The sequence below is a fragment of the Dietzia sp. KRD202 genome, assembly GCF_017168155.1.
Classification (GTDB): domain Bacteria; phylum Actinomycetota; class Actinomycetes; order Mycobacteriales; family Mycobacteriaceae; genus Dietzia; species Dietzia kunjamensis.
Genome location: NZ_JABFAN010000016.1, coordinates 53584 through 79454, shown reverse-complemented (window position 1 = coordinate 79454; position 25871 = coordinate 53584). Strand labels below are relative to the sequence as shown.

The 25871-nt window shown below is 64.5% G+C and carries 23 protein-coding genes; 15 read left to right on the top strand and 8 right to left on the bottom strand.

What is annotated here, in order from left to right:
- Nucleotides 1-3299 (bottom strand): MobF family relaxase (gene mobF, locus J1M64_RS11010; RefSeq protein ID WP_241261434.1); only part of this gene is annotated, 3299 nt, incomplete at its 3' end.
- 255 nt (nt 3300-3554) lie between these two features.
- On the opposite strand from mobF, the gene J1M64_RS11005 reads away from it, so the two are divergent.
- Both J1M64_RS11005 and J1M64_RS11000 read left to right on the top strand, forming a co-directional pair.
- On the top strand, nt 3555-3923 hold the full coding sequence (locus tag J1M64_RS11005) for a hypothetical protein (protein WP_241261433.1): 369 nt from the start codon (nt 3555-3557) through the stop codon (nt 3921-3923).
- A gap of 148 nt (nt 3924-4071) precedes the next feature.
- Nucleotides 4072-4479 (top strand): hypothetical protein, encoded by a 408-nt coding sequence (locus J1M64_RS11000; protein ID WP_253003909.1) that lies wholly within the window; start codon nt 4072-4074, stop codon nt 4477-4479.
- Nucleotides 4480-4555: 76 nt separating this feature from the next.
- Here J1M64_RS11000 and J1M64_RS10995 read toward each other — a convergent pair whose 3' ends face one another.
- A complete protein-coding gene (locus J1M64_RS10995; protein ID WP_119193018.1) occupies nt 4556-4879 on the bottom strand; it encodes a hypothetical protein in 324 nt (107 codons plus the stop codon).
- A gap of 141 nt (nt 4880-5020) precedes the next feature.
- A complete protein-coding gene (locus J1M64_RS10990; RefSeq protein WP_106386899.1) occupies nt 5021-5581 on the bottom strand; it encodes a DNA-binding protein in 561 nt (186 codons plus the stop codon).
- Between the two features lie 220 nt (nt 5582-5801).
- Here J1M64_RS10990 and J1M64_RS10985 point away from each other — a divergent pair, with 220 nt between their 5' ends.
- Nucleotides 5802-6083, top strand: a complete 282-nt coding sequence (locus J1M64_RS10985; protein ID WP_119193019.1) for a hypothetical protein — start codon at nt 5802-5804, stop codon at nt 6081-6083.
- Between the two features lie 101 nt (nt 6084-6184).
- Nucleotides 6185-7231 (top strand): PDDEXK nuclease domain-containing protein, encoded by a 1047-nt coding sequence (locus J1M64_RS10980; protein WP_206474208.1) that lies wholly within the window; start codon nt 6185-6187, stop codon nt 7229-7231.
- Between the two features lie 175 nt (nt 7232-7406).
- Here J1M64_RS10980 and J1M64_RS10975 read toward each other — a convergent pair whose 3' ends face one another.
- Complete coding sequence (locus J1M64_RS10975) at nt 7407-8942, bottom strand: long-chain fatty acid--CoA ligase (protein ID WP_063934980.1); 1536 nt, start codon at nt 8940-8942, stop codon at nt 7407-7409.
- A 115-nt stretch (nt 8943-9057) separates the two neighbouring features.
- Complete coding sequence (locus J1M64_RS10970; RefSeq protein ID WP_006897085.1) at nt 9058-9696, bottom strand: TetR/AcrR family transcriptional regulator; 639 nt, start codon at nt 9694-9696, stop codon at nt 9058-9060.
- A gap of 98 nt (nt 9697-9794) precedes the next feature.
- On the opposite strand from J1M64_RS10970, the gene J1M64_RS10965 reads away from it, so the two are divergent.
- The 6 genes from J1M64_RS10965 to J1M64_RS10940 are packed head-to-tail and all read left to right on the top strand — an operon-like array spanning nt 9795 to nt 16100.
- The gene (locus tag J1M64_RS10965; RefSeq protein WP_008382193.1) at nt 9795-10682 is read left to right on the top strand and encodes a CoA transferase; all 888 of its coding nucleotides are present in this window, start codon (nt 9795-9797) and stop codon (nt 10680-10682) included.
- Between the two features lie 23 nt (nt 10683-10705).
- Entirely contained in the window at nt 10706-11911 is a 1206-nt protein-coding gene (locus J1M64_RS10960) for a thiolase family protein (protein WP_006897083.1), read from the top strand.
- 52 nt (nt 11912-11963) lie between these two features.
- Nucleotides 11964-13637 (top strand): long-chain-fatty-acid--CoA ligase, encoded by a 1674-nt coding sequence (locus J1M64_RS10955; protein WP_006897082.1) that lies wholly within the window; start codon nt 11964-11966, stop codon nt 13635-13637.
- Nucleotides 13634-14431, top strand: coding sequence for an enoyl-CoA hydratase/isomerase family protein (locus J1M64_RS10950; RefSeq protein WP_039867704.1), 798 nt, complete (start codon nt 13634-13636; stop codon nt 14429-14431). The genes J1M64_RS10955 and J1M64_RS10950 overlap by 4 nt, the downstream gene beginning before the upstream one ends.
- A 23-nt stretch (nt 14432-14454) precedes the next feature.
- Complete coding sequence (locus tag J1M64_RS10945; protein WP_008382198.1) at nt 14455-15618, top strand: acyl-CoA dehydrogenase family protein; 1164 nt, start codon at nt 14455-14457, stop codon at nt 15616-15618.
- Nucleotides 15615-16100, top strand: a complete 486-nt coding sequence (locus J1M64_RS10940) for a MaoC/PaaZ C-terminal domain-containing protein (protein ID WP_006898348.1) — start codon at nt 15615-15617, stop codon at nt 16098-16100. The genes J1M64_RS10945 and J1M64_RS10940 overlap by 4 nt, the downstream gene beginning before the upstream one ends.
- 571 nt (nt 16101-16671) lie before the next feature.
- Here J1M64_RS10940 and J1M64_RS10935 read toward each other — a convergent pair.
- A complete protein-coding gene (locus J1M64_RS10935; protein ID WP_182641923.1) occupies nt 16672-16995 on the bottom strand; it encodes a hypothetical protein in 324 nt (107 codons plus the stop codon).
- A gap of 62 nt (nt 16996-17057) precedes the next feature.
- Nucleotides 17058-18284: a pentapeptide repeat-containing protein gene (locus J1M64_RS10930; RefSeq protein WP_182641924.1), complete on the bottom strand. Its 1227-nt coding sequence runs from the start codon at nt 18282-18284 to the stop codon at nt 17058-17060.
- A gap of 482 nt (nt 18285-18766) precedes the next feature.
- Between J1M64_RS10930 and J1M64_RS10925 the strand changes: the two genes are divergently transcribed.
- The 3 genes from J1M64_RS10925 to J1M64_RS10915 are packed head-to-tail and all read left to right on the top strand — an operon-like array spanning nt 18767 to nt 22219.
- Nucleotides 18767-19891 (top strand): ABC-three component system protein, encoded by a 1125-nt coding sequence (locus J1M64_RS10925; RefSeq protein WP_182641925.1) that lies wholly within the window; start codon nt 18767-18769, stop codon nt 19889-19891.
- Nucleotides 19884-20363 carry an ABC-three component system middle component 2 gene (locus J1M64_RS20385; protein WP_182641926.1) on the top strand — a complete coding sequence of 160 codons (480 nt, stop codon included), beginning with the start codon at nt 19884-19886 and terminating at the stop codon, nt 20361-20363. The genes J1M64_RS10925 and J1M64_RS20385 overlap by 8 nt, the downstream gene beginning before the upstream one ends.
- Complete coding sequence (locus J1M64_RS10915) at nt 20363-22219, top strand: ATP-binding protein (protein WP_182641927.1); 1857 nt, start codon at nt 20363-20365, stop codon at nt 22217-22219. The genes J1M64_RS20385 and J1M64_RS10915 overlap by 1 nt, the downstream gene beginning before the upstream one ends.
- 34 nt (nt 22220-22253) lie before the next feature.
- On the opposite strand, the gene J1M64_RS10910 is transcribed toward J1M64_RS10915, so the two are convergent.
- Nucleotides 22254-22832 carry a recombinase family protein gene (locus J1M64_RS10910; protein WP_374220848.1) on the bottom strand — a complete coding sequence of 193 codons (579 nt, stop codon included), beginning with the start codon at nt 22830-22832 and terminating at the stop codon, nt 22254-22256.
- A gap of 473 nt (nt 22833-23305) precedes the next feature.
- Between J1M64_RS10910 and J1M64_RS10905 the strand changes: the two genes are divergently transcribed.
- A complete protein-coding gene (locus J1M64_RS10905; protein WP_206474206.1) occupies nt 23306-23839 on the top strand; it encodes an NYN domain-containing protein in 534 nt (177 codons plus the stop codon).
- Nucleotides 23836-25785 carry an N-6 DNA methylase gene (locus J1M64_RS10900; protein WP_206474205.1) on the top strand — a complete coding sequence of 650 codons (1950 nt, stop codon included), beginning with the start codon at nt 23836-23838 and terminating at the stop codon, nt 25783-25785. Before J1M64_RS10905 ends, J1M64_RS10900 begins: the two co-directional genes overlap by 4 nt.
- Nucleotides 25786-25871 lie beyond the last annotated feature (86 nt).

The following is a 25871-nucleotide window of genomic DNA, read 5'->3' as shown; positions in this document are numbered from 1 at the left end:
GGGGTGGGCAGGGCATCCCGGTCCCGGTCCTCATTTGTCGCGTGACGTATCCGGTGCGCGATGACGGCCCCTGGACTGTCGGCGGTCTCCAGGTTCGCAGTGGCCTCGGCCCACAGCTCGCGGGGGTCATGGCCGGTCTTGGCGGCGTCGGTCCAGGCTCGGGCGAGCACGTCGTACTGGTCGCCTCCGGGCTCGAGGTGTCGGCCGTAGAGGCGCGGCAGGGCGTCGATGTAGGTGGGCAGCGTGGAGCTGGTGAAGGCTTGGGCAGCGAGGTCGACGCCGTGGCGGTACAGCGCTTCAATGCGCGCCGGGTCGGTGGCGTTATCCATCTCCTCGCGCAGTGTTGCGGTCGCGGAGGCTTGGTGGGTGTCGCGCCCAAGAATGGCGGCCAGTACCTCGGCGGCGGTGGGGGCGTCGTGGTCGCCGGCTGAGTGCATGTGGGCGTCCTCGGCAGACAGGTCGACCGTGGGTTCGCACACGGCGTAGGCGCGGTTCTCCTTCTTGCCGCGGGTCATCGCGACGTACAGGCCGGCACGGTCCACCGAGGTGTCGACGACTGCGTGGGTGACATCGACGGTGGCGCCCTGGGCACGGTGGATAGTCGTCGCGTAGCCCAGGTGCATGCTCTTGCTCGCGTAGCTGGCAGGCACGACCATATCGTTGCCGGTGTTGATGTCGCGCACGCTTAGTGAGCCGTCGTCGGCGATGCCGGTGAGGGTGAATAGTTGGCCGTTGATCACCCGGCCGAGGTACTTGCTGTCGGAGGTGTAGAGCTTGGCGTTCTCGCGTGCGATGATCGTGTCGCCGACGCCGACGGTGTCGCCTCGGGAAAGGCGCGTGGTGCGGGTGTCGTCGACGTGTCCGTGGGCGATCCGGTCGGCGCGGATGACCTCGTTGAGCGAGTCGACGTCGCTGTTGTTCGAGGCGATGACCAGGCTCTTGCGGCCGGCCTTGGTGTCGTCGAGGAAGGCTTGAACGGCGTCGGTGAGCATCTGCTCGCGGTGTCCGCCACGGATCCAGCCGCGGTGCGCGTAGAGGTCCAGGGCGTCGGTGTTGCCTTCGCGGAGGGCGAGCGTTGCCTCGGCCTGTTCGGTGTCTGCTCCCATGCGCATGACTTCGCTCAGTTCGACTGTTCCCGGGGTGCGGGTCAGGTCGGCGAACAGGCCGCCGGTCTCGACGGCGGCGAGCTGTTTCGGGTCTCCGATCAGGCGCAGGACGGCGCCGGATTCGGCGGCGATTTCGGTCAGCGCGGCGAGGTTTTCGGTGCTGGCCATGCCCGCTTCGTCGACTAGGAGCATGTCGCCGGGGCGGATGGTCACCGGCAGCGCCTCGAGGCTCCGTCCCGGGGCGCCTGGGTTGCGGCCGAGCCAGGTGAAGGTCAGGGAGTCGATGGTGTGGCAGTCGGTGTCGATGTCCTCAGCCAGCACGCTGGCCGCTGCCGCGGAGGGCGCTAGACCGATGACGTGGCGGCCCGTGTTCTCCCATGCCTGCACGACCACTTTCATGGCGGTGGTCTTACCGGTACCGGCCGGTCCGACGCCGGCGGCGAGCAGGGTTCCCGCTCCGACGAGGTGGTGGGCCAGTTCCTTCTGCCCGGTGTTGAGCGGCCAGCCTGTGGTCCTTTCGTGGGCGGCAAGTGCCTTCTCGAGCTTGGCGCGGGGTGCGATCACTGCCACCGGGGTGCGGGCTGCATCGAGGACGCGGGTCTCGGCGTCGAGCACGGCTTGGGTGGTGTACTTCTCGGCGTTGGCGTGCCGGTCGATTCCTGCGCCGGTGTGGCCGGTCAGGGCCTCGGGCAGGCTCAGTGGATCAGGTGGCGTCAGCTCCACCATGAGCTCGCGAAGCGCGATGTCCATGACTGTGGCGTGGGCTTGGTCGAGGGCGCCTGAGGAGGCGAACCGGTAGCCCTTCAGAGCTGTGGATACGGCGGTGTCGACGTGCGACCGGCGGAACTGCGCGCGGCGTGACGACACCGATTGGACGGCCTGCTCGGCGACCTGTCGGGCGTGGCTATCGGTGTCAAAAACCTTGCGCTGCGCATCGACGGTGGCCTGCTCGGTGACGTCCCGGACAACGGATGAGACGGCGTCTGCGCCGATGGCCTGCTCAGCTACCCGGCGCCAGGTGGCACGGTGCTCATCGAGGGACTGGGCGGGCTTTTTGGCGTCGCGGGTATCGAGGATCGCCTTCTGCCACAGGGCGTACGCCGCTCGCTGGGTGGGCTGGCGTCCGTTCTTATCTACGTACTCGGCAACGAGCTGCTCGTAGACCGGGCGCGCTAGTGCTCGGCGGGACGAGAACACGTCGATGAGACGGCGGTCGATGCCCTTGATTTCCCAGATCGGCGCCTTGTCCGGGTGCGGGTAGTGCGCCTCGAAGTCCAGACCCATCCGGCGGGAGAGAAGGTCGTGCAGGACAGCGTCGTAGCGAGCTGAGATCGCCTGGTGCATCTGGTGGATCGTCCGCGAATCCAGCGTGCGCCACCGGCCGTCGGGGCCTTGCACCTTGTTGGCGATCAACACGTGCGAGTGCAGGTCCGGGTCTCCTCCACGGGTGTCGAAGTGCGTGAACTCAGCTGCGACGATGCCCCTGGTTTTCACCTGCTCGATGCCGCCGGCACCCACGCGGGTGTAGATCGCATTGTCCTCGGCCCATCGCAGGGCCTCGGCCACGGCCTGATGGTGTAGTGCCGCCACTTTCGAGGCCGTGTGTTCGTCGGACAGCGCCCACAGAACGCTGACACTTTTGACCGGTGAGAAGGTGAAATCGAATCCGGCGACGGCCTGGCGGACCTTGTCCCGTTCGCGGTTTACCCAGGCGATGACGTCCTTGCCGGAGGCGTGTTCATAGCCAAACTCATCGCGATAGAACGGCCGGGCCACGCTCTCGGCAAGTTGGTTTCTCTCGTCGGAATTGGGGCGGCGTCCCTCGGCAGTGAGGAATGACTTTTCAGCGGCGGAGATCGCCGCGAGGACGGGGACATCTCCGGAGTACAGGGGGTAGGCCCGGCCCAGCTTGCAGGCGCCCAGACTCTTCCCTTCGGCCATCATCTGATCGGTGTCCGGGTGTAGCCCTTCGCCGTACAGGGCGGCCATTTGGACCTCGCCCACGACTGCGCCGGCGGTCGCTGTCTCAGACAGAAGGCCGGCCAATCCGCTGCCGATCCACCGCCCGGGCGGTGTTCCCTTGGCCGCGTAGTAGTCCGACAGCGACTTGCCCTCGGGGTCAGCGTCATGGGTGGCGACCGAGCGCAGCAGGTACTGGTATCCAGTACCCGCGTGCACCGCTCGGAGGCTCATCATGAGCCCCAGCGTAGAGCCGCCGCGGGGCGGCGTCTACGCACGCCGCGTCGGCGGCGCGCTGAGCAGGTGTTTTCCGGACGTCACTAGTAGTGCCTACTGTGTGAGGCTGTTTAAGCGAGCGACAGCGAGGATGCTCTAGCACGGCCAGTGCTAGATGTGGTGCGGCGATCGGGGACCAGGACGGGGAGACGATCGTGGCGGTGTGGTGGTTGGGCATTGCGGCACGATGGGTGGGGTAATAGGGTCGATCACATGGCGGCTACCAGGACTGATTCGCGTTCACAGACCGCACGCGCGCGGGCTCGTCAGGCGATGGCCGACGAGCTGGAGCGGGCGCGCAAGCGTGAGGCCAAGTTGGTCGCGGTGTTCTCGGCGATCGATGCCCGCGATGACGCGCAGATCGCCCTCGGCGATGCGCTGGTCGAGCTTCGGGACCTGGGTGTGGCGCAGGCCGAGCTGGCGGAGATGACCGGACTGTCCGCCCGCGAGGTCGGGGCGGCGATCCGCGCCGCCAAGGACAACACCACCGACACCGACGACACGGTCAACGATGCCGACGGCGGTGACACGCCAGCGGCGAATCAGACCTCGGCGGACACCAACGGTGACCAGCAGCCCTGAGCCTTCCTCGGGCCGGTGGTTCGAGGACATCCCGCTCCCGGGAATGGACGCCCGTCCCCGGCCACAGCCTGTCCCGACACGGTCCCGGCCCTACGACTCAACGCTGCCTCCGACCGAGGCGGCGATTGCCGCGTTTGAGTCCCGTGTCGTGCGCGCCCCGGGCGATGGATGTCACATCTGGACCGGCGCCATCTCCGACGGGTACGGACGGATCACCTGGCGACAAGGCGGCGTCAGCAGAACCGAGTACGCGCACCGCTTCGCCCTCCTAGTCGCCGGCCAACTGACCGCCGAGGCGATCGGTGAGCACCGCTGCAACGAACCCTTGTGCGTGCGCGTAGACCCGGACCATCTCATCGCCTCCACCCAATCGGCGAACCTGCTGTACGCGGTCGCCTGCGGACGCACCGGCATCATCCGCAACGCCACAGAACGCCACGACCGGAACGCCCGCTCCCTCGCGGTCCGCGACGCGGTCGCCGGCGGCTGGAACCCGCACGCCTACGCCCAAGCTTGCGGCAACACCGCGCCGCTAGAAGAGCCGCCACTGTTCTAGAATCGTCTCCACACACCTACAGCTATGGCCCCACAAAAGAGGTGGGGCCATAGCTGTATCGGTCGGGTGGGAAGTGTCAGCGGGCGGCCGCCATGCGTCTCTGGCGGCGCAACTGCCAGTAACGCGGAATCGCCCACCGTAGCGGTGTCTTGTCGATCACCACCAGCGCCAGACGCGACCGGTAATGCACGTCATTGCGGACCGCGAACGACCAGTGCCCGACAAACCACGCCACCATCCCCAACGCCATCACCGTCGGCGCCCAGGAGCTCGACTGCACCACCCCACAGAAGCCGATCACGGCGCAGATGCCTCCGATGCCGCGTGCCAGCGGCGGCACCAGAAGCGAGGCCACCGCGACCACCGCAACGGCCTGTACCGCGGTCTGTAGATCCCACATGACACCCCTCCCGTGTTGGCGTTCGTCCCGTTACGGCCCGACCGCACCTGACGGAAGTCCGGGCCGCTTGTTCATTGCCTGTCCTGCTTTGTCAGTGTGCTCGCCCGGTCCGACACGACAAGGCCGCCCCGGTGCGGATCGCTACTTGTCCTCGTCGGCCTGCCCGGAGGAACGAAACGCGTCCAACAGTTCACGCAAGGTGTCCGAAGTGGCCTCGGCCCGCACCCGGGCACGGTCAGCCTCCTCAGCCTGCACGCGCGCCTGCTCTGCCTCACGCTGCATCGTCTCGAGTTGCTGGCGGACCTGGGCCAGCTCGGTGCGCAGCTGCTCGGCGTCCCGGACCGCCTCATCTCGGGCCGCGTCGGCGTCTGCTTGTTGCGCGGTGGCGGTCTCCGCCGCGGCGAGGGCGTCGGCCTCGCCGGCGCGCGCGGCATCGAGCGCCACCGCGGTGGCCTCGTCGGCCTGCTCGGCGGCGCGCTTCCACGCCGCCGCCCACACCGAGGCCACCATCGCCGACATCGGCTCCGACAAGTCCGGGGCCTCGGGCACCTCGCCTGCTGCGCCCGTGGCGTGCTCGCGCATCCACGCCGCTACCTCGCCGATCCGCACCCCCGCCTGCTTCTGCACCGCCCGCACGGTGACCTTGTCCCCACGCGCGACGAGTACGCCGTAGGCGTGAGCGATCTTCTCCGACGTCGACATGGCAGCCCTTCCAGATTCAGTGTCCGGTAACCGGTAATCGGTAACGTGTTTTGTTTCCTACGTTACCCATTCTAGGTTACGCCCGCGCCCATGTCGAGGATCGAGCGCTGACCGCTGCTAAGGCGCCCGGCGTCCGGCGGCGAGCACACCGGCGGCGACATGAGCCGGGTGGACAATTCCACGTACCAACGACTGAACGGAGAAGATTGTGGATGCAACAATGCTCGCGCTCACTCTGAGCGTGTGCGCGTACTGGGCGATCGCGGTGACCGTGATGGTCGCCGTGCCCGCCGGTCGCGGACATCACATTGGCCGTCCGGGGACGTTCGTCGGCATCGCCTCCGGCGTGACAGGCCTGGGACTGTCCGGAGTCGCCGTCCTGGCGTCGTCGGCGGTCCTGCCCATGGTCGCCGGAGGCGCCATCGGCGCCGGCCTCATCGGAGCTGGCCTCGGCTTGGCCCTGAGTGAGGCGGTGAAGGCTCTTCCCGCCGGCAGGGATTGAACTTTGAGGGCCCGGCCCCGGCGAGTCGCCATTGACGGGCCTGGCACATCTGCAGCCGGTTGCTATCCAGCGTGCCGGGGTAAACCTGTCAGGATGGACGGGTGACCTCCCGGGACCTGGACCTGCCATCCAACTATGGGCGCCTCGTCGAGGATCTCAAGGACAGGGTCCGACGAGCACAGGTCACCGCGCAGCGAAGGGTCAACACCCAGCTGATCGAGCTGTACTGGTCCATCGGACAGGCTGTGCGCGAGGAGAGCGCCCGACAGGGGTGGGGTAACGGTGTGATTCGCAGGCTCGCCGAGGATCTTCGGGCCGAGTTTCCCCAGATGAAGGGCTTTTCTGCCCGAAACCTGCAGTACATGGCGACCTTCGCCGGCGCCTGGACTGCCGGACCAATCGCGCAACAGCCTGTTGCGTACTTGCCCTGGGGGCACGTGACTGTCCTGCTGGACAAGCTCAGCGCTCAGGACGATCGAGACAAGTACGCAGCCGCGGCCGTCGAGCACGGCTGGTCGCGCAACGTGCTGGCCAACATGATCGCCAGCAGCGCCCTCGAACGCCGCGGGGCGGCTCCGTCGAATTTTGCGCAACAGCTTGTTGCGCAAGATTCCGAGCTTGCCCAGCAGATCGCCAAGGACCCGCTGATCCTTGATTTTCTGGACCTGTCCGGCGAGGTCGCCGAGCGTGAGCTCGAGGAGTCCCTGACCGACCGGATCGTCGATACGCTGCGCGAGCTCGGCCCGGGATTCGCGTTCGTGGGAAGACAAGTGCACTTCGACGTCGGGGGCGAGGACTTCTACGCTGACCTACTGTTCTTCCACGTCGAGCAACTGCGGTACGTCGTCATTGAGCTCAAGACCGGCAAGTTCAAGCCAGAACACGCCGGGCAGCTGCAGTTCTACGTCGCCCTGGTCGAGGATCGCCTGCGCCGCGCCTCGCATGCCCCGACTGTCGGGATCCTGGTCTGCGGCAGCCGCAATGATCGTGTCGTCCGCTACGCACTGAACCAAGCCGGCGCACCCCTGGCCGTCTCAACCTTCAGCTATGAGGCCCTACCCGCCGCAGAGCAAGAGGCACTACCCAGCGAAGACGACCTCACCGCAGCCCTGGCCCAAATCACCGAGAACGACCAAGACCACCCGTAAACACAGCTGGAACACACCGTAGCCCCAAAACAGGGCCCGACCAGCCATTATGTTAACGCCGATAATTATCGTTATGACAAGTAGGCGATGCCGAGTATCCGGCGAACTCGACCTCTCCCAGAGCGGGCCAAATGGCAGGTGGCTTGGTAGAGGAGCCTAACGAGCTATCCGATTGTTAGCTGGTGGCGACTGTGCCTTCCGTGATTGCATCACGCAGCACGTGCTTGAGAATCTTCCCCGAGGGGTTACGGGGAATGGGCTGGGTGATGAGCTCGCGCGGAAGCTTGTAACCCGCAATGAACTGGGATCCGTACTCGCGGAGCGACTCCAAGGTGACCTCGCGGCCCTCGACCGGGGTGACGACGGCGATGAGGCTCTCCCCGAACATCTCGTCCGGCCGCCCGACGACCGCCACATCGGCCACGTCCGGGTGGCCGGCGAGGGCCTGTTCGACCTCCACCGAGTACACGTTGCGCCCGCCCGTGATGATCATGTCCTTCATCCGATCAACGATCGTGATAAACCCGTCGGCGTCCCGGACCGCCACGTCGCCGCTGTGCAGCCAGCCGTCGCGGAGCGCATCGGCGGTGGCCTCGGGCTTGTTCCAGTAGCCCTTCATGATGGTCTCGCCTCGGTAAATGATCTCCCCGGGCTCGCCGACCGCGGTGTCGTTGCCCTCGTCGTCGACGATCCGCGTCTCGGCGTTAGTGATGGACGCCCGTCCGGTGGCATCTGGGCGGGCGCGTACTTCGTCCGGAGTGAGGAAGATGCCGGTCGGGCCGCCTTCGGTTTGGCCGCACAGCTGGAAGAACTGCACGTGCGGCAGGGTGGCGAGCAAGCTGGTCGCCGCGCTCGGCGGCATTGGTGCGGCGCCGAAGAAGCCCAGCCGCCACGCGGACAGATCGCGCGTGCCGAGCTCGGGGTGCTGCAGCAGCATCTGGTACATGGTGGGCACGCCCAGGAACACGGTGATGCGGTGCTTCTCCAGCGCATCCAGGACCGCCTTGGGCTCGAACGCTGGCAGCACCACGTGAGTGGTGCCCAGGCTGAACCCTGACATAACGAACAGGACCAGCTCCGCGCAGTGGTACATCGGCGCGACGTGCAGATTCCGGTCGAAGATATTCATACCGAGTGCGGAAACCGAGTTCCCCACCCACAGCATGCGGTGATGGTCGAACAACGCTCCCTTGGGACGCCCGGTCGTGCCCGAGGTGTAGAGGATAATGCAGTCGTCGTCCTCGATGACCTCCACTTCCGGCGCGGTGGTCGGCATGGTGTCTGCGAGCCGCGCGATGCCCTGCGCGGCGGGCTCGTCCAGCACCAGACTTTGCGGCGCGGACGGCAGCGGATCGAGTTCGTCGAGGCCGGCCACCACCACCGCGAGCCCCTCGGAGTACAGCAGCACCGTCGCACCGGAGTCCTCGAGCAGGTAGCGAAGTTCGCGGGCCGGCACGCGAGGGTTGAGAGGCACGGCAATGGCCCCCAGTCGGAACGCTCCGTACAGGCCCAGGATGTACGCGTCGGAGTTCGGGCTCAGCAGTGCCACCCTGTCGCCCTTACCGACTCCGAGCGACGCCAACGCGTGCGCATACTGATTGATCCGGGCCGCGAGCTGCTCGTACGAGTAGGTGCTCTCGCCGAAGATCAGTGCGGTCTTGTCCGGGTGCCGGCGGGCATTGAGCGCGAGGGCGCCTCCGAGAGTGGCCATGGTGACTCCTGAGGTGTCGATGACTCCGGGATCGGATATGTGACCCCGGACACAGCAGGAACAGTAACCGCCAGCGTGATGCTTGTACAGATGTTCAGTGAAAGTGAAACTCGAGTCAGGTGGCTGACCCGTGGGAACGATCGACAGCTCCTCCCCCGGACACGCTCACGCCGAGTTCGGGCTTGCTGCGCCCCTCGGTGTGGGTAAAGGTCCCGAGGTGGGTCCAGACGGCATCCACCAGCGGCTGCAGGAACAGCCGGCCCATCTGGTTGATGATCACGTCGACCACCTGGACGGAGTCGGCGCGACCTCGCGACGCCGCGCCGGTCTCGCGCATCGCAACGACCTCCCGGTGGGTGAGTTCGGTGAGCCGCTCCAGCAGTTGCCCCCGCTGACCACCGGGTTCGAGTAGCGCCCGGCGGAGGTAGTTGACCACCTCCGGGTTTCTGACCAGCATTTCCGAGACAGCCTCGTTCCGCACGCGAGCGATTTCTTCGCCGGCCCCGTCGGTCGGCGCCGAAGCAAGGGCCGACGCAAAACGCTCCACGACGATCTGCTCCACGGCCTCGCGGAGGCCGTCTTTGGACCCGTAGTGATGGACCACCAGCCCTACGGTAACCCCGGCGGCGGCCGCGACCGCCCGCATCGGTGTGCGGTCCTCGCCGTTGGCCGCGTAAAGCTCGAGAGCGGCGTTGCGGATTCGCGCTTTGGCGGTGAGATCTTGGTCGCCGGAGTGCTGGGCGGGGCGGTCCACGCGGTCTCCCTTCGGTCGACAAACGAGTCTACGGGGACGCGCCAATCGCTAAAGCTATACAGTGGCTAAGTTTACTGACTACTTGTATAGTCGCTGAAATGAGTCCCAGATCGCTCCGACCCCTGGCCGGCATACAGGTCGTCTCTTTGGCTACCAACCTGCCCGGTCCGCTGGCCGTGGCAGGCCTTCGTGACCTCGGCGCAGCGGTGATCAAAGTGGAGCCGCCGGTGGGTGACGCCTTGGCCGTGGCCGCGCCCTCCTGGTACGCAGAACTGACACAGGGAGTGGAGGTTCGTCGGGCCGACCTCAAAAGTCGTAGCGGCCTGGAGGAGCTGACCAGGCTGCTCGATACGGCGGACGTGTTGGTGACCGCCATGCGCCCGTCAGCGTTCTGCCGACTCGGCCTCGGCGATCTCAGCGACCGCTACCCGCGGTTGTGCCATGTGGAGATCGTGGGCTACGACGGCGCCGACGAGGAGGTCGCGGGCCACGACCTGACATATCAGGCGAGATACGGCACCATCCGGCCGCCGCACCTGCCGCTGGTCCCGGTCGCCGACACCGTCGGTGGGGAGCGGGCCATCTCGGCCGCCCTGGCCCTGCTGCTGGCCCGGGGACAGCACGACTCCGGCGGACATCAACGCATCACTCTCGACGCGGCCGCGTACGACTCCGCGGCTGCCCTCCGGCACGGCCTGTTTGGCAATGGAGCACCACTGGGCGGGGCTCTGCCCTCCTACAACATCTATGCCACCGCCGACGGCCACATCGCCCTGGGGGCACTCGAACCGCACTTCGAGGCCCGCACCAGAGAAGTACTCGATTGCGACGGCACATCCGCCGCCTACACCCGCGCCTTCGCCGCGCACACCACGGCCCACTGGGAGGATCTGGCCGCGCGCCACGACATCCCGCTCACCGCCGTTCGCGATGCCCACCCGGCCACAGCGCAGACCACTCACGCGCCCACGGCGCCCACCACCTGACCACCTTGAGGAAGGACCCAGTCATGACCGACTCCCCCCAGCCCCGTAGTTCCCGAGCCACCCGCGAGGCCGTGATCGTCGATGCCGTCCGGACCCCGGTCGGCAAGCGCGGCGGGGCGCTGGCCGCCTGGCATCCCGCCGATCTGCTGGGGGCCACCCTCAGTGAACTGGTTCGCCGCAGTGATGTGGCGCCGGAGAAAATCGACGACGTGATCGCTGGCTGTGTGATGACGCACGACCAGCAGAGCTCCAACATCGCTCGCCATGCGGTGCTCTCCTCCGGCCTGCCCGATTCGGTGCCGGCCGTGACCGTGGACCGACAGTGCGGCTCGGGGCAGCAAGCTGTCGCATTTGCCGCCCACGGTGTGGAGGCGGGGTCCTACGACCTCGCCATCGCATGCGGCGTGGAGTCGATGTCACAGGTGGCGCTGCCATCCTCATTACAACCCGGCGCCCCGCTAGGCCCGCAATACTCCCCCCGCGAACTGGCCCGCTACGACGGCGGACTGCTGGTTCAAGGCCCGTCCAGTGAGCTGATGAACACCCGCTTCGACCTCAGCCGGGAGGAACTCGACGCCTTCAGCCGCCGGAGCCACGAGCGGGCGCTGGCTGCCACCCGCGACGGCCGCTTCGAGACCCAGCTGGTTCCGCTGCGCCGCGACCCGCTCGATGACTCCAGCGAGCCCGTGACCGCGGATGAGGGGATCCGGGCCGAGCTCGACCCAGAGAAGATGGCGTCCCTGCGGGCGGTGTTCGCCGAAGACGGCAAGACCACCGCAGCCAACTCCTCCCAGCTCAGCGACGGCGCCGCCGCACTACTCATCGCCGACCGCGAGTTCGCCGAGGCCCACGGGCTCACCCCCCGCGCCCGCTTCGTGGTCCACGCGGTCGCCGCGGCCGATCCGATCATCCAGTTCACCGCAATCCTCGAGTCCACCCGCAAGGCCCTGGACCGGTCGGGGCTCACGGTGGACGATATCGACCTGTTCGAGGTCAACGAAGCGTTCGCGGGAGTACCGCTGATGTTCCAAAAAGAGTTCGGCGTCCCCGACGACAAACTCAACGTCAACGGCGGCTCGGTGGCTGTCGGCCACCCCCTCGGATCCACCGGCGCCCGCATGATGACGGACCTGCTGACCGAACTCGAACGCACCGGCAGCCGATACGGGCTACAGACCATCTGCGAAGCCCACGGCACCGCTAACACCACCATCATCGAACGCCTCTGACGAGCCCCCTCCGTCCCAGCCACCGTCCCAACCCCACTTCAGGAGCACCAACATGACGTCCCACCCCATCGTCACCGGTCTGCCGTCGACACACGGTGACAGTTACCAGCTCAACACCACCACCCTGCTGCGGCACTCCGCCCGGACCTACCCCGAGCAGGAGATCGTATTCCGCACCATCGACGGGGGCTGGGACCGCTACACCTACGCAGACATGTTCGAGCGGGTCGGGAAGTCAGCCCACGCGCTCACCGGGCTGGGGGCCGGCCCCGGAACGGTGGTGGGAATCCTGGATTGGAACTCCAAACGCCATATGGAGCTGTACTGGGCGATTCCCGGTATCGCATCGGTGATGCTGCAGATGAACCTGCGGCTCGCCCCGGTGGACCTGGCCTATGTCACCGACCACGCCGAAGCCTCGATCGTGCTGGTCGACGAGTCCCTGCTGCCCGTGGCCGAGGCGCTGGTCGAGCAGGGCGTCGGGGTGAAGACCTGGGTGGTCATGACGGACAAGCCACTCTCGGAGATCTCCACCACCCTGCCCGGGGTCGTCCACTGGGAAGACGCGCTGACGGCCGCGGAATCGACCTTCGACTGGCCGATGATCGACGAAACCTCGGCGTACAGCGCGTGCTACACCACCGGCACCACCGGCCGCCCCAAGGGCGTGTACTACTCCCATCGCGGGATCTACCTCCACACTCTTGCCGAGGCAGCGCAGTTGAAGATGGGCGACGACGACACCGTCATGGTCATCACCCCGATGTTCCACGGCCAGGGCTGGGGACTGCCGCAGTCGGCCATCTACTCGGCCGCCAAGGTCGTGCTGCCCGGACGGTATACGGCCGAGGACACCTCTGTGCTGGTTGACGCGATGATCTCCGAGTCCGTCACCGTAGCCAACGGTGCCCCCGCGATCTTCGAGCCGATGCTCGACTACATCCGCACACTCAAGACGCGCCCGGACTTCAGCCGCGCCCGTCTGCTGTCCGGGGCGACCGAACCGTCGCTCACGCTCATGCGCGGCTTCCATGACCTCACCGGCGCCGACATCATCCACGCCTACGGCGCCACGGAGACCACTCCGCTGGTCACCGTCAACGCAGGCCTGAAGCACACGCTGCGGGACGTGCTCAGTGAGAAGGAGAAGTGGGATCTCAAGCGGGCCCAGGGTCTGCTGGTCAACGGGATCGACATCAAGGTCGTCGGACCGGACGGAACCGAACTACCCCACGACGGTGTCTCCCAGGGCGAGGTGCTCATGCGCGGCCCGTGGATCATCGAGCGCTACCACAAGATGGAAGACAAAGGCGGCGCGTTCGCCGATGGGTGGTGGCGCAGCGGCGATGCCGGCACGATCCGCCCCGACGGCTACCTCAAGCTGACCGACCGCATCAAGGACGTGGTCAAAAGCGGCGGCGAATGGATCTCCTCGATCGACATGGAAAACGCGATCGTCGCCCACCCACAGGTCCGCGAAGCCGCCGTGGTGGGGATCGAGCATCCCAAGTGGCAAGAGCGCCCGGTTGCGATCGTCGTCCAAGAAGACGGTGCCGATCTTGACGTCGACGACATCCACGCCGTGTTGGAAGACAAGTTCGCCAAGTGGCAACTGCCCGACATCGTCATCTTCGCCGACGCGCTGCCGCGCACCAGCGTCGGCAAGTTGGACAAAAAGACGCTACGCACCGACCACGCCGATCTCTACCGGGGAGCCGAGGAATGAACAACCGGAGCGGACACGATGATGTGGTGCGCAGCGAACGACGCGGAGCCGTCGCGATCCTGCGCATCAACCGACCCGAGGCCCGGAATGCACTGAACGCCGCGGTGTTCGCAGCCTTGAACAGGCACCTAGCCGAGCTGCGGACCGATGACTCCGTGCGCGCCATAGTTTTGGCCGGCGCGAGCGGCGTGTTCTGCGCTGGAGCAGACATCACCGCGTTCGACGCCCTGCGGGCCGATCCGTTGATCGGGCAGCGGCGGGCCTCCGGGGGGACTCTATGGGCCGACCTGGAGAACTTCCCCAAACCGGTGATCGCAGCCGTCGAGGGCCTGGCCCTGGGGGGCGGGCTCGAACTCGTCCTGGCCTGCGACACCAGCATCGTCGGCCAGGGTGCCCGCCTTGGATTACCCGAGGTCAAGCTCGGCGTCATCCCCGGCGGCGGCGGCACCCAACGACTCATCCGGGCGCTCGGCAAACCTCGCGCCATGGCACTGCTGCTCAGCGGCGACCTGGTCACCGGGACCGAGGCCGCCACCCTCGGCCTGGTGGGAAAGGTGGTCGACGACGACGAGGTCGTCGAACAGGCGATCGCCCTGGCGCAGCGGATCTCGGCTAATTCCCCGCTGGCCGTGGCCCTGGCCAAAGACGCCGCCCTGGCCGCGCAGACCGGGTCGATAGCCGCAGGGCTCGAGCACGAAAAGCGCAACTTCGTCTATTCACTCGCCTCAGACGACAGCCACGAGGGCCAGGCCGCCTTCGTGGCCAAGCGTTCGCCGAACTTCACCGGCCGCTGACCCGGCCCGACAAGGACAAGATCATGACCACCACCCTGTTCCCCGACCACCGCCCCACCTGGCAAACCGAGTCCCACGAGTTGCTACGGGACCACGCCCGCGCCTTCTTCGCCAGAGAAGTCACCCCCCGCCAGGCGGACTGGGCCCGGCAGGGCCACGTCGACCGCGAACTCTGGAACAGAGCCGGAGCGGCAGGCCTACTGCTCACCGACATCGCCGAAAAGGACGGCGGCGGGGGAGGCGACTTCGGCCACGAGGCTGTAGTGGCCCAGGAACTGGCGTACGCGCACGACAGCGCGTTCGGCTTCACCGTGCACTCCACGATCGTCAGCCACTACATCAACGCCTACGGGACCGAGGAGCAAAAGCGCCGCTGGCTACCCGGGCTCGCCTCCGGCGAGAAAGTGGTGGCCGTCGCCATGACCGAGCCTGGTACCGGCTCAGACCTGCAGAACGTCAAGACCACAGCGATCCGCGACGGCGACCACTACGTGGTCAACGGCGCCAAGACCTTCATCTCCAACGGCACCCACTGCGACTTGGTTGTCATCGTGGCCAAGACCGATCCAGCGGCCGGCGGCAAGGGCATCTCCCTACTAGTCGCCGAGGTCGACAATAACGTCGCGGGCTTCTCCCGCGGCGCCGTCCTCGAGAAGATCGGCATGCACGGATGGGACACCCGCGAACTCTTCTTTGACGACATGCGGGTACCGGTGGAGAACATCCTTGGCGAGGAGGGCTCCGGCTTCGCCGAACTCATGACCCAGTTGCCGCGGGAGCGACTCATCATCGGAGTCGCCGGCGTGGCAGTGGCCGAGGCCGCGGTGATCGAGACCATCCGGTACGTCAAAGAGCGCGATGCGTTCGGCAAGAAACTCCTGGACTTCCAGAACACCCAGTTCGTACTAGCCGAGTGCAAGGCCGACGTCTACGCCGGCAAGGCGCTGATCGACGACGGCATCCGCCGCCAGATCGACGGCACCCTCGACGCCGCCGGCGCCTCGATGATCAAGCTGTGGGCCACCGACATGCAGTGCCGCGTGGTGGACAAGTGCCTACAGCTGTTCGGTGGCTACGGCTACATGATGGAGTACCCCATCGCCCAGATGTACACCGCCTCCCGCGTGCAGCGGATCTACGGCGGCACCAACGAGATCATGAAGCTGCTCGTAGCCAGGTCGCTGTGAACGCCACTCCCCCAAGTCCGTCCGTCTACGCCGAAGACTTCACCCCGGGCCAGATTCACAAACTGGGCGATCACACCGTCTCCAAGGCCGAACTGGTCGATTTCGCCACCCGCTGGGACGCACAGTGGTTTCACATCGATGAGGACGCCGCCAACCAGGGTCACTTCCGCGGACTCATCGCCAGCGGGGTACACACCATTGCCATCGCTCAACGGCTGCTCACACAAACAATGCTCAACCAATGGGCAGTGATCGCCGGGCTCGGATTCGACAAGGTACGGTTCCCGGCGCCCGTCCGACCCGGCAACGTTCTCACCGGAACCGCCCAAATTGCCGAGATCACTCTCGACGGAACACGCGGACGAGTGAAGATAGAAATGCGGCTGACCGATCAGGACGACCACACCGTCCTCTACGCCGAACTGACCATCGTCATGTGGCAAAGAGAGCAGGCCACGACACCGTCCGGAGGCTTCAACTGACACACGGCAGGACGTCACCAGAAAGAGCAACGGTCCCGCCCTACATCGACGAAGCGACCTTCATCTCGTATCCGCAAGTCAGCGTGGGACGTGACGACCCCACCTCACGACGGTGGCTCAAGGTAGTCAAACCCCCGTCCGAGCGCGTCCGCTAGCTAGCGATCGATTTCGCGACACTCACAGAACCAGTCGTTTCCGCAGGGCAGCAGTGTCCGAAAACTCGTGTCGCCTTGCCACCCACATCGAGCACCGGTAACCAAACCTTATGACAAGTAAACGATGCCGAGTTGTGGGTTCCCCAACTCGACCGCTTCCCCGAATTCCTCGCAGGTGTTCGACTTCGGGCATACGCGACCTGCTCGTCGGCGGGTGGCGAGTTCGTCGATTCTCGGCATCGGGTTGACACTGAGGTTGGCCGAAATGCCTAACCGGGTCACCCTCTCCCCCGTCACGCACCCCGATCCGGAAGGGCCCATTCGGCGTGTTCTAACATCAGTTTCAGTCAACGCGCACAAGGCCCCTGCCAGGCAATCGGCGGGGCCTTGCCTGCTTCATCCCGACACGTGATGTGTCAGCGGGCGGTGGCGAACCGTCGCTCGCGGCGCAACTGCCAGTACCTCGGAATCGTCCAGCGAAGCGGCGTCTTGTCGATCACAAGACGTGCAAACCTTGTCCGGTAGACCACGTCGTGCCGGACGGCGAACGACCAATGTCCAACGAACCAGGCCACCATGCCGGCGGCCATTACCGTGGGCGCCCAAGTGCGCGACTGCATGACGCCGCAGAACCCTATGAAGGCGCAGAAGCCTCCCACCACGCGAGCTACGGGCGGCATCAGTATCGAGCCCGCTGCCACAACGGCGACAGCCTGGAGCGCCGTCTGTGGATCCCACATCACCGAACCGCCTTTCGCGACATACTTCAACTTCGCATCACGATGTCAGTCACCTACGACATCTAGCACGCCCGGTTGCCCGGTTCCTTTGCTGATTTCTGCCGGGCTCGGACTTCGTTGCACGCCTCGCACTTGGGGAAGTCGGACGGAGAGACCTCGAAGAATGTCTTTTCGAGCGAGGGCAGGTCCCCTCCGAAGTCCGCTTTCTCGAGCGCCACGCGCGTACTAGTGAAGTGCGCACCGGCAAACCCCGCGCGCCCGCCGAAGCGCGCACCGGAGAATACCTCGTCCCCGATAAAGTGCGCACCGGCGAACTGGGCGCGCCCGGCGAAGCGCGCACCGTTGAACCCCGCGCCCCCGATGAAGTGTCCATACGCGAAGAACGCGTCCCCACTGAAGCGCGTATGCGAGAAGACCGCGTCCCCGGTATAATGAGCATCGTTGAACGTCGCGCCTCCGGTGAAGTGCGCAAACTTGAACGTCGTGATCCCGGTGAAGTACGCACCCTTGAACGACACTTGCCCCCTGTCAAAGACGCACCGATACATATTCAGGTCGTGGAATGTGCAGCCATCGAAGACGAAATTGAAGCTGCTCCACACGCCCGGTTGGGTGATTTCGTCCTCGACAGTGCCAAGGCGTGAGCGGACAATTCCTTGGATCGAGTGCTTGAACGCCACCATCCGGCCATAAGCCGCTTCATCGTCTGGCATAGGGTCGCGTAGCTGTGAGATGAGTACGTCGATGCACACCTGCTGCTCGGCTCGAGCCCGGTCCGGCTCGTTTCGATAGTGCGCGCGCCAATCATCGGCCAGTGCAGCAACGGCGTAGGCGGCGCCCTCCCTCGCTCGCAGCTCATCAGTAGCCAGGAGTTTGACCAACTCATGGAACCGATCCCTGAGCGTCCGCTCCGTGGTGTCTCGTCGTTCGATGTCGCGCCGCTCTCGCTCGGCCCGCAAACCCCATCTGGCGGTCGTGATTGCTACACCAGCTCCGATGATCGCAGCGATCGGTACCGCTAGTGATGCGGCTTGAAAACCGGTGAACCACGGCTCGTTGTTTGCCCAGTTCTCCCGGATCTCGGCCCGCCCGCTGACGACCAAAAGGACAACGAGGCCGCCAAGGCCAACGACGGTGATTGTCCAGAACGCAAGGGCACCAACCCAGCCCAGCACCCTTCCCATTCGCGGTCGCTTCGCTTCTTGCGAGCTCCCGGTTAAGACCGTCATTTCCGACAGCAGCTCAGAGTTGACGACGGCATGATCACCATCGCTGCGGCGTGTAGTCATAGCCTCTCTTTCGCCCCCGTCCTGACAATGCGCAGTTGATACTGGTCCTATGTGGCCGTTACTCGCTCGACTTCCAGCGCACCACACCGTTGACGGAGTGTGCAGTAGCGAGGTGTGCCCCAGTTCGGAGCCACCGAGACCGCCCCCTGGGAAGGCACACCCCCACATTCCGTTCTCACCTGCGTCGACCAGCTGGCTAAGAACTTGAACCTTCCGACCCTTCGCCCACAGCTGACGCGCTACCGCACGGAGCGACCCACCAGCGTCTGCACCCTGCGCCCCCAGCGACTACCCCAAGCTGTCGGGCAGCTGACGCTGCCAGGCGTGTGACCTCCCCCATGCAGCACGAGCGCCAGTACACACGTTATGACAAGCTAGCGCTGTCACGGCACCCTATTAAAAGACGACTCGTCGAAGAGTAAACACCCTAGTAGGCGTCGTCTCATACGATCGGACCGTTGTGTTGCTCGAGAGGAGGCGCCTTGTCTGCCGACGCCGACGTCAATTCAAACAGCGCGAGCGATAGCGGCGCCCCTCAACTCGCGGACGTGACAATGCCGCCAGCTGCGACCTCGCCAGCCCCCTCGTTCCTCGGCCCCCCGGTACCTCCGGCGCAACGTGTGTACTTTTACCCGCCCAACGAATGGGAAGTCTTCATTACCGAATGGGCGACCGGTCTCACTACCTCGTACTGTCAGATCAAGCAGCTTGGAGGGTCCGGAGATCGTGGTGTCGACGTTGCCGCCTTCAAGACTGCGCGCGGTCTCGAAGACAAGTGGGACTGCTATCAGGCGAAGCACTATGCAAATCCGCTGAATTTCTCAGACGCGGCACCAGAGATCTTGAAGGTATTCCGCGGAGTCGCGGACAAGTACTATGTGCTTCCCGACCAATACGTATTTGTCGCGCCTCGCGGATGCGGAGCCTCGCTATCCCGTCTCCTGAGTAAGCCCACCGAGCTGAAGAAAAAGTTTCTCCGAATGATCGATTCGCGAGGTCCGGCCACCAAGACGATTGATGACGAAACACTGCAGGCCATCCGCAACCTGGCAGCGACGTCAGACTTTTCAATCTTCCGCTCTCTCGAATTCAACGAGATGATTGACGTACATCGCCGAACCCCCTACCACGCAGCAAGGTTCGGAACGACATTGCCAGCGCGCCCACCAGTCGACCAACCCCCGATCAATCCGACTGGCGGCGAGATCATCTACATCGGGAAGCTTGTCGACGTCTACAAAGAACAAGACCCGTCAGCCTGTCCGGACATCGATTCCGTGACTACACACTCCAAGTACGGCGCTCACCTTCAGCGGCAACGTGAAGCCTTTCACTCCGCCGAGGCATTGCGCCGCTACGCCCGAGACTCAGTTCCAGACGGCACGTTCGAGCTCCTGCAAAACGATGTGTATATAGGTGTCATCGACACCGCCGAAGCGGATCATGCCAGCGGCATGGAGCGACTTCGCGCTGTCCTAACTCAGTCCGGACAATTGGACCTAGGAGCCCACTCCCTGATTTCCGTGTCCGGCAATATAGATCGCCAGGGCATCTGCCATCAACTCGCTAACGCCGACAGCCTGACTTGGGTAGAAACTAATGAGTAGCCCACTCAATAGTCCCGTCGAAGTTGGGCTTCGAGTATTAATGATCCTTACAGAAGCCTTCCCGGCCCACCTTGATATCAATCGCTTGGTACTTTTCGATCACGGCGTGCTTCACAGTGCAGACCTTGACGGACCGGAGAGCTTGCACCCACCCACTCCTATACGAGTAGGTGAGCTCGGAATGAAAAGACAACGCCTTGAAGAAGGTCTCCGAGTCCTGATCCGGGCCGGTCTCGCAGAGATGTTCACAGAAAGCAGTGGTATCGAGTTCGGCGCGAGCGACTCCGCTGAGAGCTTCTTACGAATCCTTGAAAGTGACTACTCGCGCGTCCTGCACGAACGCGCCCAATGGGTCGTCGAGAACTTTGGAAACATCGACGACAATCGACTCAGAGAGCAGATGCGCGAGATTTCTTCGCACTGGCCTGAAGAGTTTGAGGCTATTACCCTGCAGTATGGGAGCGAATTCTGATGGACCGGATCCAGCTTACCCACCTGACCTTTACTGGCATCGGAATGTCTGACGCATCGATTGATTTCAGTCCTCACGTGACTGTAATACACGGCCCCTCGGATACTGGGAAGTCATTCATCCTAGACGCGATTGACTTCGTCCTCGGCGCGAAGAAGCTTAAGGAAATCCCCGAGCGAGATGGGTACAACCGAGTCCTGCTCGGACTTCAGCTCCCGAGCGGCGATCGCGTCACACTCACGCGTGCCGTTAACGGAGGAGGAGTCGGCCTGTATCGGAGCGATTTCCGCACCGAACCACCGGGGCTTCCCGACCTGACGCTAGCGGCAAAGCACAGCTCAACGTCGAACTCGAATATCTCCAGGTTCCTTCTTAACCAAGTAGGTCTAGATGGCAAGTCTGTGCGTAAGAACGCACAAAATAAGACCCACATGCTCAGTTTTCGGGACCTTACGCGGCTGTGTCTAGTCGGGGAGACTGAGATGCAGGCCGAAGAAGCGCCGGGGCTAAGCGGCAACCCGGTGAACAGGACCAAAGAAGTCTCAGTCTTGAAGCTCCTCCTCACCGGAGAAGACGATTCCGACCTCATCGCCGTCCCCTCATCGCAAGAGCAGAAGCGACTGCGCGGTGCCCGGGAGGAGGTTGTCGAGCGGATGCTTGCACAGCTGGAAACGAAGCTCGACGGTGTCGCCGATCCGGGTGAACTCAGGCTGCAACTTGGCAAGCTGAATGACGCTATTGACGTACACACAGCCACGGTTGGTGATCTCACGAGACAGCGGGGACAGTTACTAGCGGAACGCCGCCGCATCGAGCGAAACGAGCGTGCCCAGCGAGTCGAATATTTGGATGCAACAGCACTCCAGCAGCGTTTTGGCCTACTATTGAAGCAGTACACTAGCGACCTATCCCGCCTAGATATGATTGCCGAAGCTGGGAACCTCCTAGGGTATTTCCGACCGGGGACTTGCGTTTTCTGCGGTGCGGAGCCGTCGAGCCAGCACCTCAATCTCAATTGCGAGGGCGACTCCACCAGTTTTGGCCTAGCCATCGAAGTTGAAACCCAAAAGACTCGCGTTCTTCGCGAAGATCTTCTAGGGACAATAGAGCGTCTGGACGCCAGGATCGAGGCACTCGGAAGATCAATCAGGTCAGCACGCCTTGAGTCTGAACGCCTTCAGATTGAACTAGACGAGCTCGATGTTGAGATGAATCCTCAACAGGGCGGCCTCCGCGAACTTCTCACAAAGCGTAGCGAAGTCGAGAGATATTTAGGCCTCTCCGATCAAGTGGAATCCCTCGAGGCCATGCTCCGGAAACTCTCTAAGGAGAATGGGACCGAGGTTGCGATAGCGGTCGCTGGATTGAGTTTAACAGCCGTTCGCGAGTTCTCATCTGAGATCTCCACGCGGCTCGAAGAATGGGGTTACCCCGATGCGGGCTCAGTCCGATACGACCGGAACGAACTGGACATAGTCGCTGGGGACCAACTTCGGTCCGCCCACGGGAAGGGCGTTCGAGCCGTCCTACACGCTGCCTTCACATTGTCACTCGCTCAGTACTGTTTCGACCGAGAGTTCGCACATCCAGGTTTCGTTGTTCTCGACTCCCCCCTCGTGACATACCGTCCGCCAGATAAGTCCAGAGACACTGACGAAGAACCCCCCGAAGACGTTGTCCGTGCGTTCTACCGTGACATTCAGGAGAACTTCGACGGCCAGGTCATCGTTATGGAGAATACAGACCCGCTTGAGCCTCTCGCGTCGAACGCAATCGACATCCCGTTCACTAAACGAACTAGCGACGGGCGGTACGGTTTCTTCCCGGTTACACATTCTTGGACTCTCCCGTCGTAAGAGAAGCCCGACAACAGGTGGCGCAGCAGGATGGCTACGGCGCTACACGAGTGGGCCCTTCACCAGCTCTCTTGAGAGCTCGATAGAGCGTCGATCGGCCCACTCCGAGGTCTCGGGCGATCGCTGACGGCCCCTCCCCCGCCTCGACGCGTGCGCTGGCCTTTTGGATCTGTTCGTCGGTCAGGACACGTTTGCGTCCCTTGTACTTCCCCTTTGTTTTGGCGATGGCGATGCCCTCGGTCTGGCGTTCGCGGATGATGGCCCGCTCGAACTCGGCGAACGCCCCGAGCAGAGAGAGCATGAGGTCGGCTCGAGGATCCTGGGCGCCAGCTGCGTAGGTTGCCCGTTCGTGGACGAACTCCACGCTCGCGCCCTTGGCTGTAATCTCTCCAACGATCTGCTTGAGATCGACCAGGGAACGGGCGAGTCGGTCCATCGAGGCGACAACCAGCTCGTCACCGTCGCGCAAGTATCCGATGCACTCGGCGAGCTTCACGCGGTCCGCACGAGAGCGTGCCGACTGCTTCTCGACATAGATACGGTCGCACTCCCCCACCGCCTCAAGCTGACGCGCTTCGTTCTGATCGGCGGCCGACACGCGCACGTACGCCACCCGCTGCCCGCGCGGACGCGCGGCCCGGCGAGCCGACTTCGGAGTAGGCTCCGATCTCGGTTTTGCTTCGACAACGTTCTCCGAGTCCGTCGACTCCACCCGAAAGTTCCAACCCAACTCGTCCCGGCGGCGGAACCGGGTCCGCACGCTCCCGCGGCTGACAATGAGCACCTCCTCGCCACCGTCACCCGAACGGTTCAGCAACGTCCCGATCCGATCAGCCATCGAAAGACCCTTTCGCCCGGAATCTGTATCGATAGATCCTAGACCCGATGGTAAGACGTTTCATAAATACCGAGTTAGACCCTGTGACACAGCATCGATGGTCGGCGACGTGTCGTCCCGCACGGGTGTACCCCAACGACACGAACGGCAGTTCGTGGGCGCGAGCCCAGATTCACCACCGCCGAGTTCACACGCTGTTTATCGGTTAACGCTTGCGCGTGTCCGAACTAGGGACTACAGTCATTGCCATGAACAGAATACGTACACAGAACGTCCAGGCCGCCGAAACCACCGCCACCAACCAGAACAAGAAGCGCCCACCCTCACTGCGAGGAAGGCGCCTGATCCTGGTCGACATCGAGAACATCTCCGGAGGAGCGATCCGAACCCTCGCCGAAGCGCGATGGGTGCAGAGGATGCTCGACTCCACACTCGGACTGAGACACCAGGAGCAAGTGATCATCGGAGTGAGCAAGGCGGGCGCGATCCACGCCGGGCCCGTGTGGACCTCCGCCCGGATGGTCGTCGGAACCGGCATCAACGGCGCGGACCACGCCCTACTGGACGTCCTGAACAACGAGAACATCACAGACCGGTTCGACGAGATCGTCCTCGTCTCCGGAGACGGAATCTTCACAGAAACAGTCGCCACCCTCGGCGGCCACGGCGTCAAGGTCACCGTCGTGGCACACCGAACCTCACTGGCCAAGAGACTTCAGATGGCCGCCTCCCAGACCGTGACCTTCACCCCCCGCCAGATCAACCTCGAAGGTGCAGCATGAGCAGCCCGTCCCCCACCCCTACGTCCCTCGTCGCCGCGAGCGACATCGCCGACCTCGCCGGGGTCTCCCGCGCAGCGGTCAGCAACTGGCGCCGCCGGCACGCCGACTTCCCCGAGCAGGTCGCCGGCACTAAAAGCAAGCCGCTGTACGCCCTGCCCGAGGTGCAGGCCTGGCTTACCAAGAAGCATTACGCCGTCGAAAGCGTGTCGACGGAGGCGAAGGTCTGGGCCGCGATGAACACACTCCGCGGCCCGTACTCGCCCGAGCAGTCCGCCATGATCGTCCTCGCCCTCGCCGCCGAGCGTGTCATAGGAGACGACTTCCCAGATGCCCTCGAACTGTCGCGTCTGACATCTTCGCGAGATGTCGACCATCACCGGATCGACCAGGTCCGAGAGGTCATCGCCTCGGTCGACGAGTCCGAGCTGGCCTCGGTCGTGGACTTCACCCTCGAACGGACCGCCCGCGCCGAAGGCCGGAAGGGCGCCTGGTCGGACATCATCGGCACACGCACCAGCCATCTCCTGGCCTCCGTGGCCGCGAACCATCCCGGCGGCGTGGTGTACGACCCGGCCTGCGGATTCGCCTCCGCCCTCATCGAACTCGCCGACACCAGCCAGTTCGACGACTACATCGGCCACGACATCAACGACCGTGCCCTCGCCATCGCTGAGGTCCGGGCTGCGCTACACCGGGTGCCGCTCCAACTGGCGGAGGCCGACATCCTGCGCACCGACCCCGATCCGGAACTGCACGCCGACGTTGTGATCGCCGAGCCCCCGTTCGCGATGCGGATGGACGTCGACTCCCGACTGACCGACCCCCGGTTCTTCAGCTTCGGCGCACCGCCGCCCAGCAACGCCGACACCGCCTGGCTCCAACACGCCATCGCACACCTGACCGACACCGGCCGTGCATTCATCATCACGCCCCACGGTCCACTTTTCCGCGGCGGTGCCGAGAGGCAGATCCGTGCCGAGATGCTGCGTCGGGGTTGCGTCGAGACCATCGTCGGCCTGCCCGGTGGGATGGCTGCACACACCTCCATCCCGCTTGCACTATGGGTGCTCCGACGACCGAACAACGAGCGCTCTGACGTGCTGTTCATCGACGCCTCAGACGTCGACGATGCGGAAAAGCATGTGGCCCAGTGGCTGTCGGACGAGTCCGCACTGGCAGAGGTTCCCCATGTCCGGGTGCCGGTGGGCGACGTGGTCGACGACGAGGCCCAGCTGACCCCGCAACGCTGGCTCGCCACCGATGAACGCTCCGCCGACGACGTGCAAGCCGCGTTCGCCACCGCGACCACCGCGACGCGCGAGGCCACCCAAACCCTGGCAGAGGCTTCCGGGCGGATCACATTCGCCCAAGAGGCCCCCTCGCGGCCCCTCACCGTCAAGGAACTCATCCGCGAAGGCGTCATAGAACGCATCCGACACCGCGCACCACGCAACCCCGAAGGCGACCTCAAGAACGCCATGGTCGGTGCACGATCGATCACCACCCGGACCCTGCCCGACCCGCCGCCGGCAAACCTGCTCGACGACGGCATGGGCCTGACCAAACCGTCAGACATTCTGGTCCTCGCCCAGGCCGGCATCCGCGCCCTCGTCGACCACGACGGCGGACACCTCCTGGCACCGGTCATCGAGCAGGTCCGAGTCCTCAAGCCTGACGTCGTGGACCCCCACTACCTCGCCGCGATGCTCAGCGGATCCTGGAACTCCCGATTCCTCGTCGGCACCACCATCCAACGAGCCAAACTCACCGACCTCGAAGTCCCCCTGGCCCCAATGGACGACCAGAAACGCCTCGTCGCCGCGCTCACCGAAGTCGAAAGACTCCGGACAGCTGCACAAACCATCACCGAAGCGAGCGAAACCCTCGCATCCAGCCTGATGGACGCCGTCCGCTTCAACATCACCCTCGGCAACACCACCCAGTAACGCCCAACTCCCCGTGTGTGGGGCAGGAGCACGCCCCTGCCCCACACATGACGAACCCACGCCCGCCTTTAATCCGGGGCGTGCCC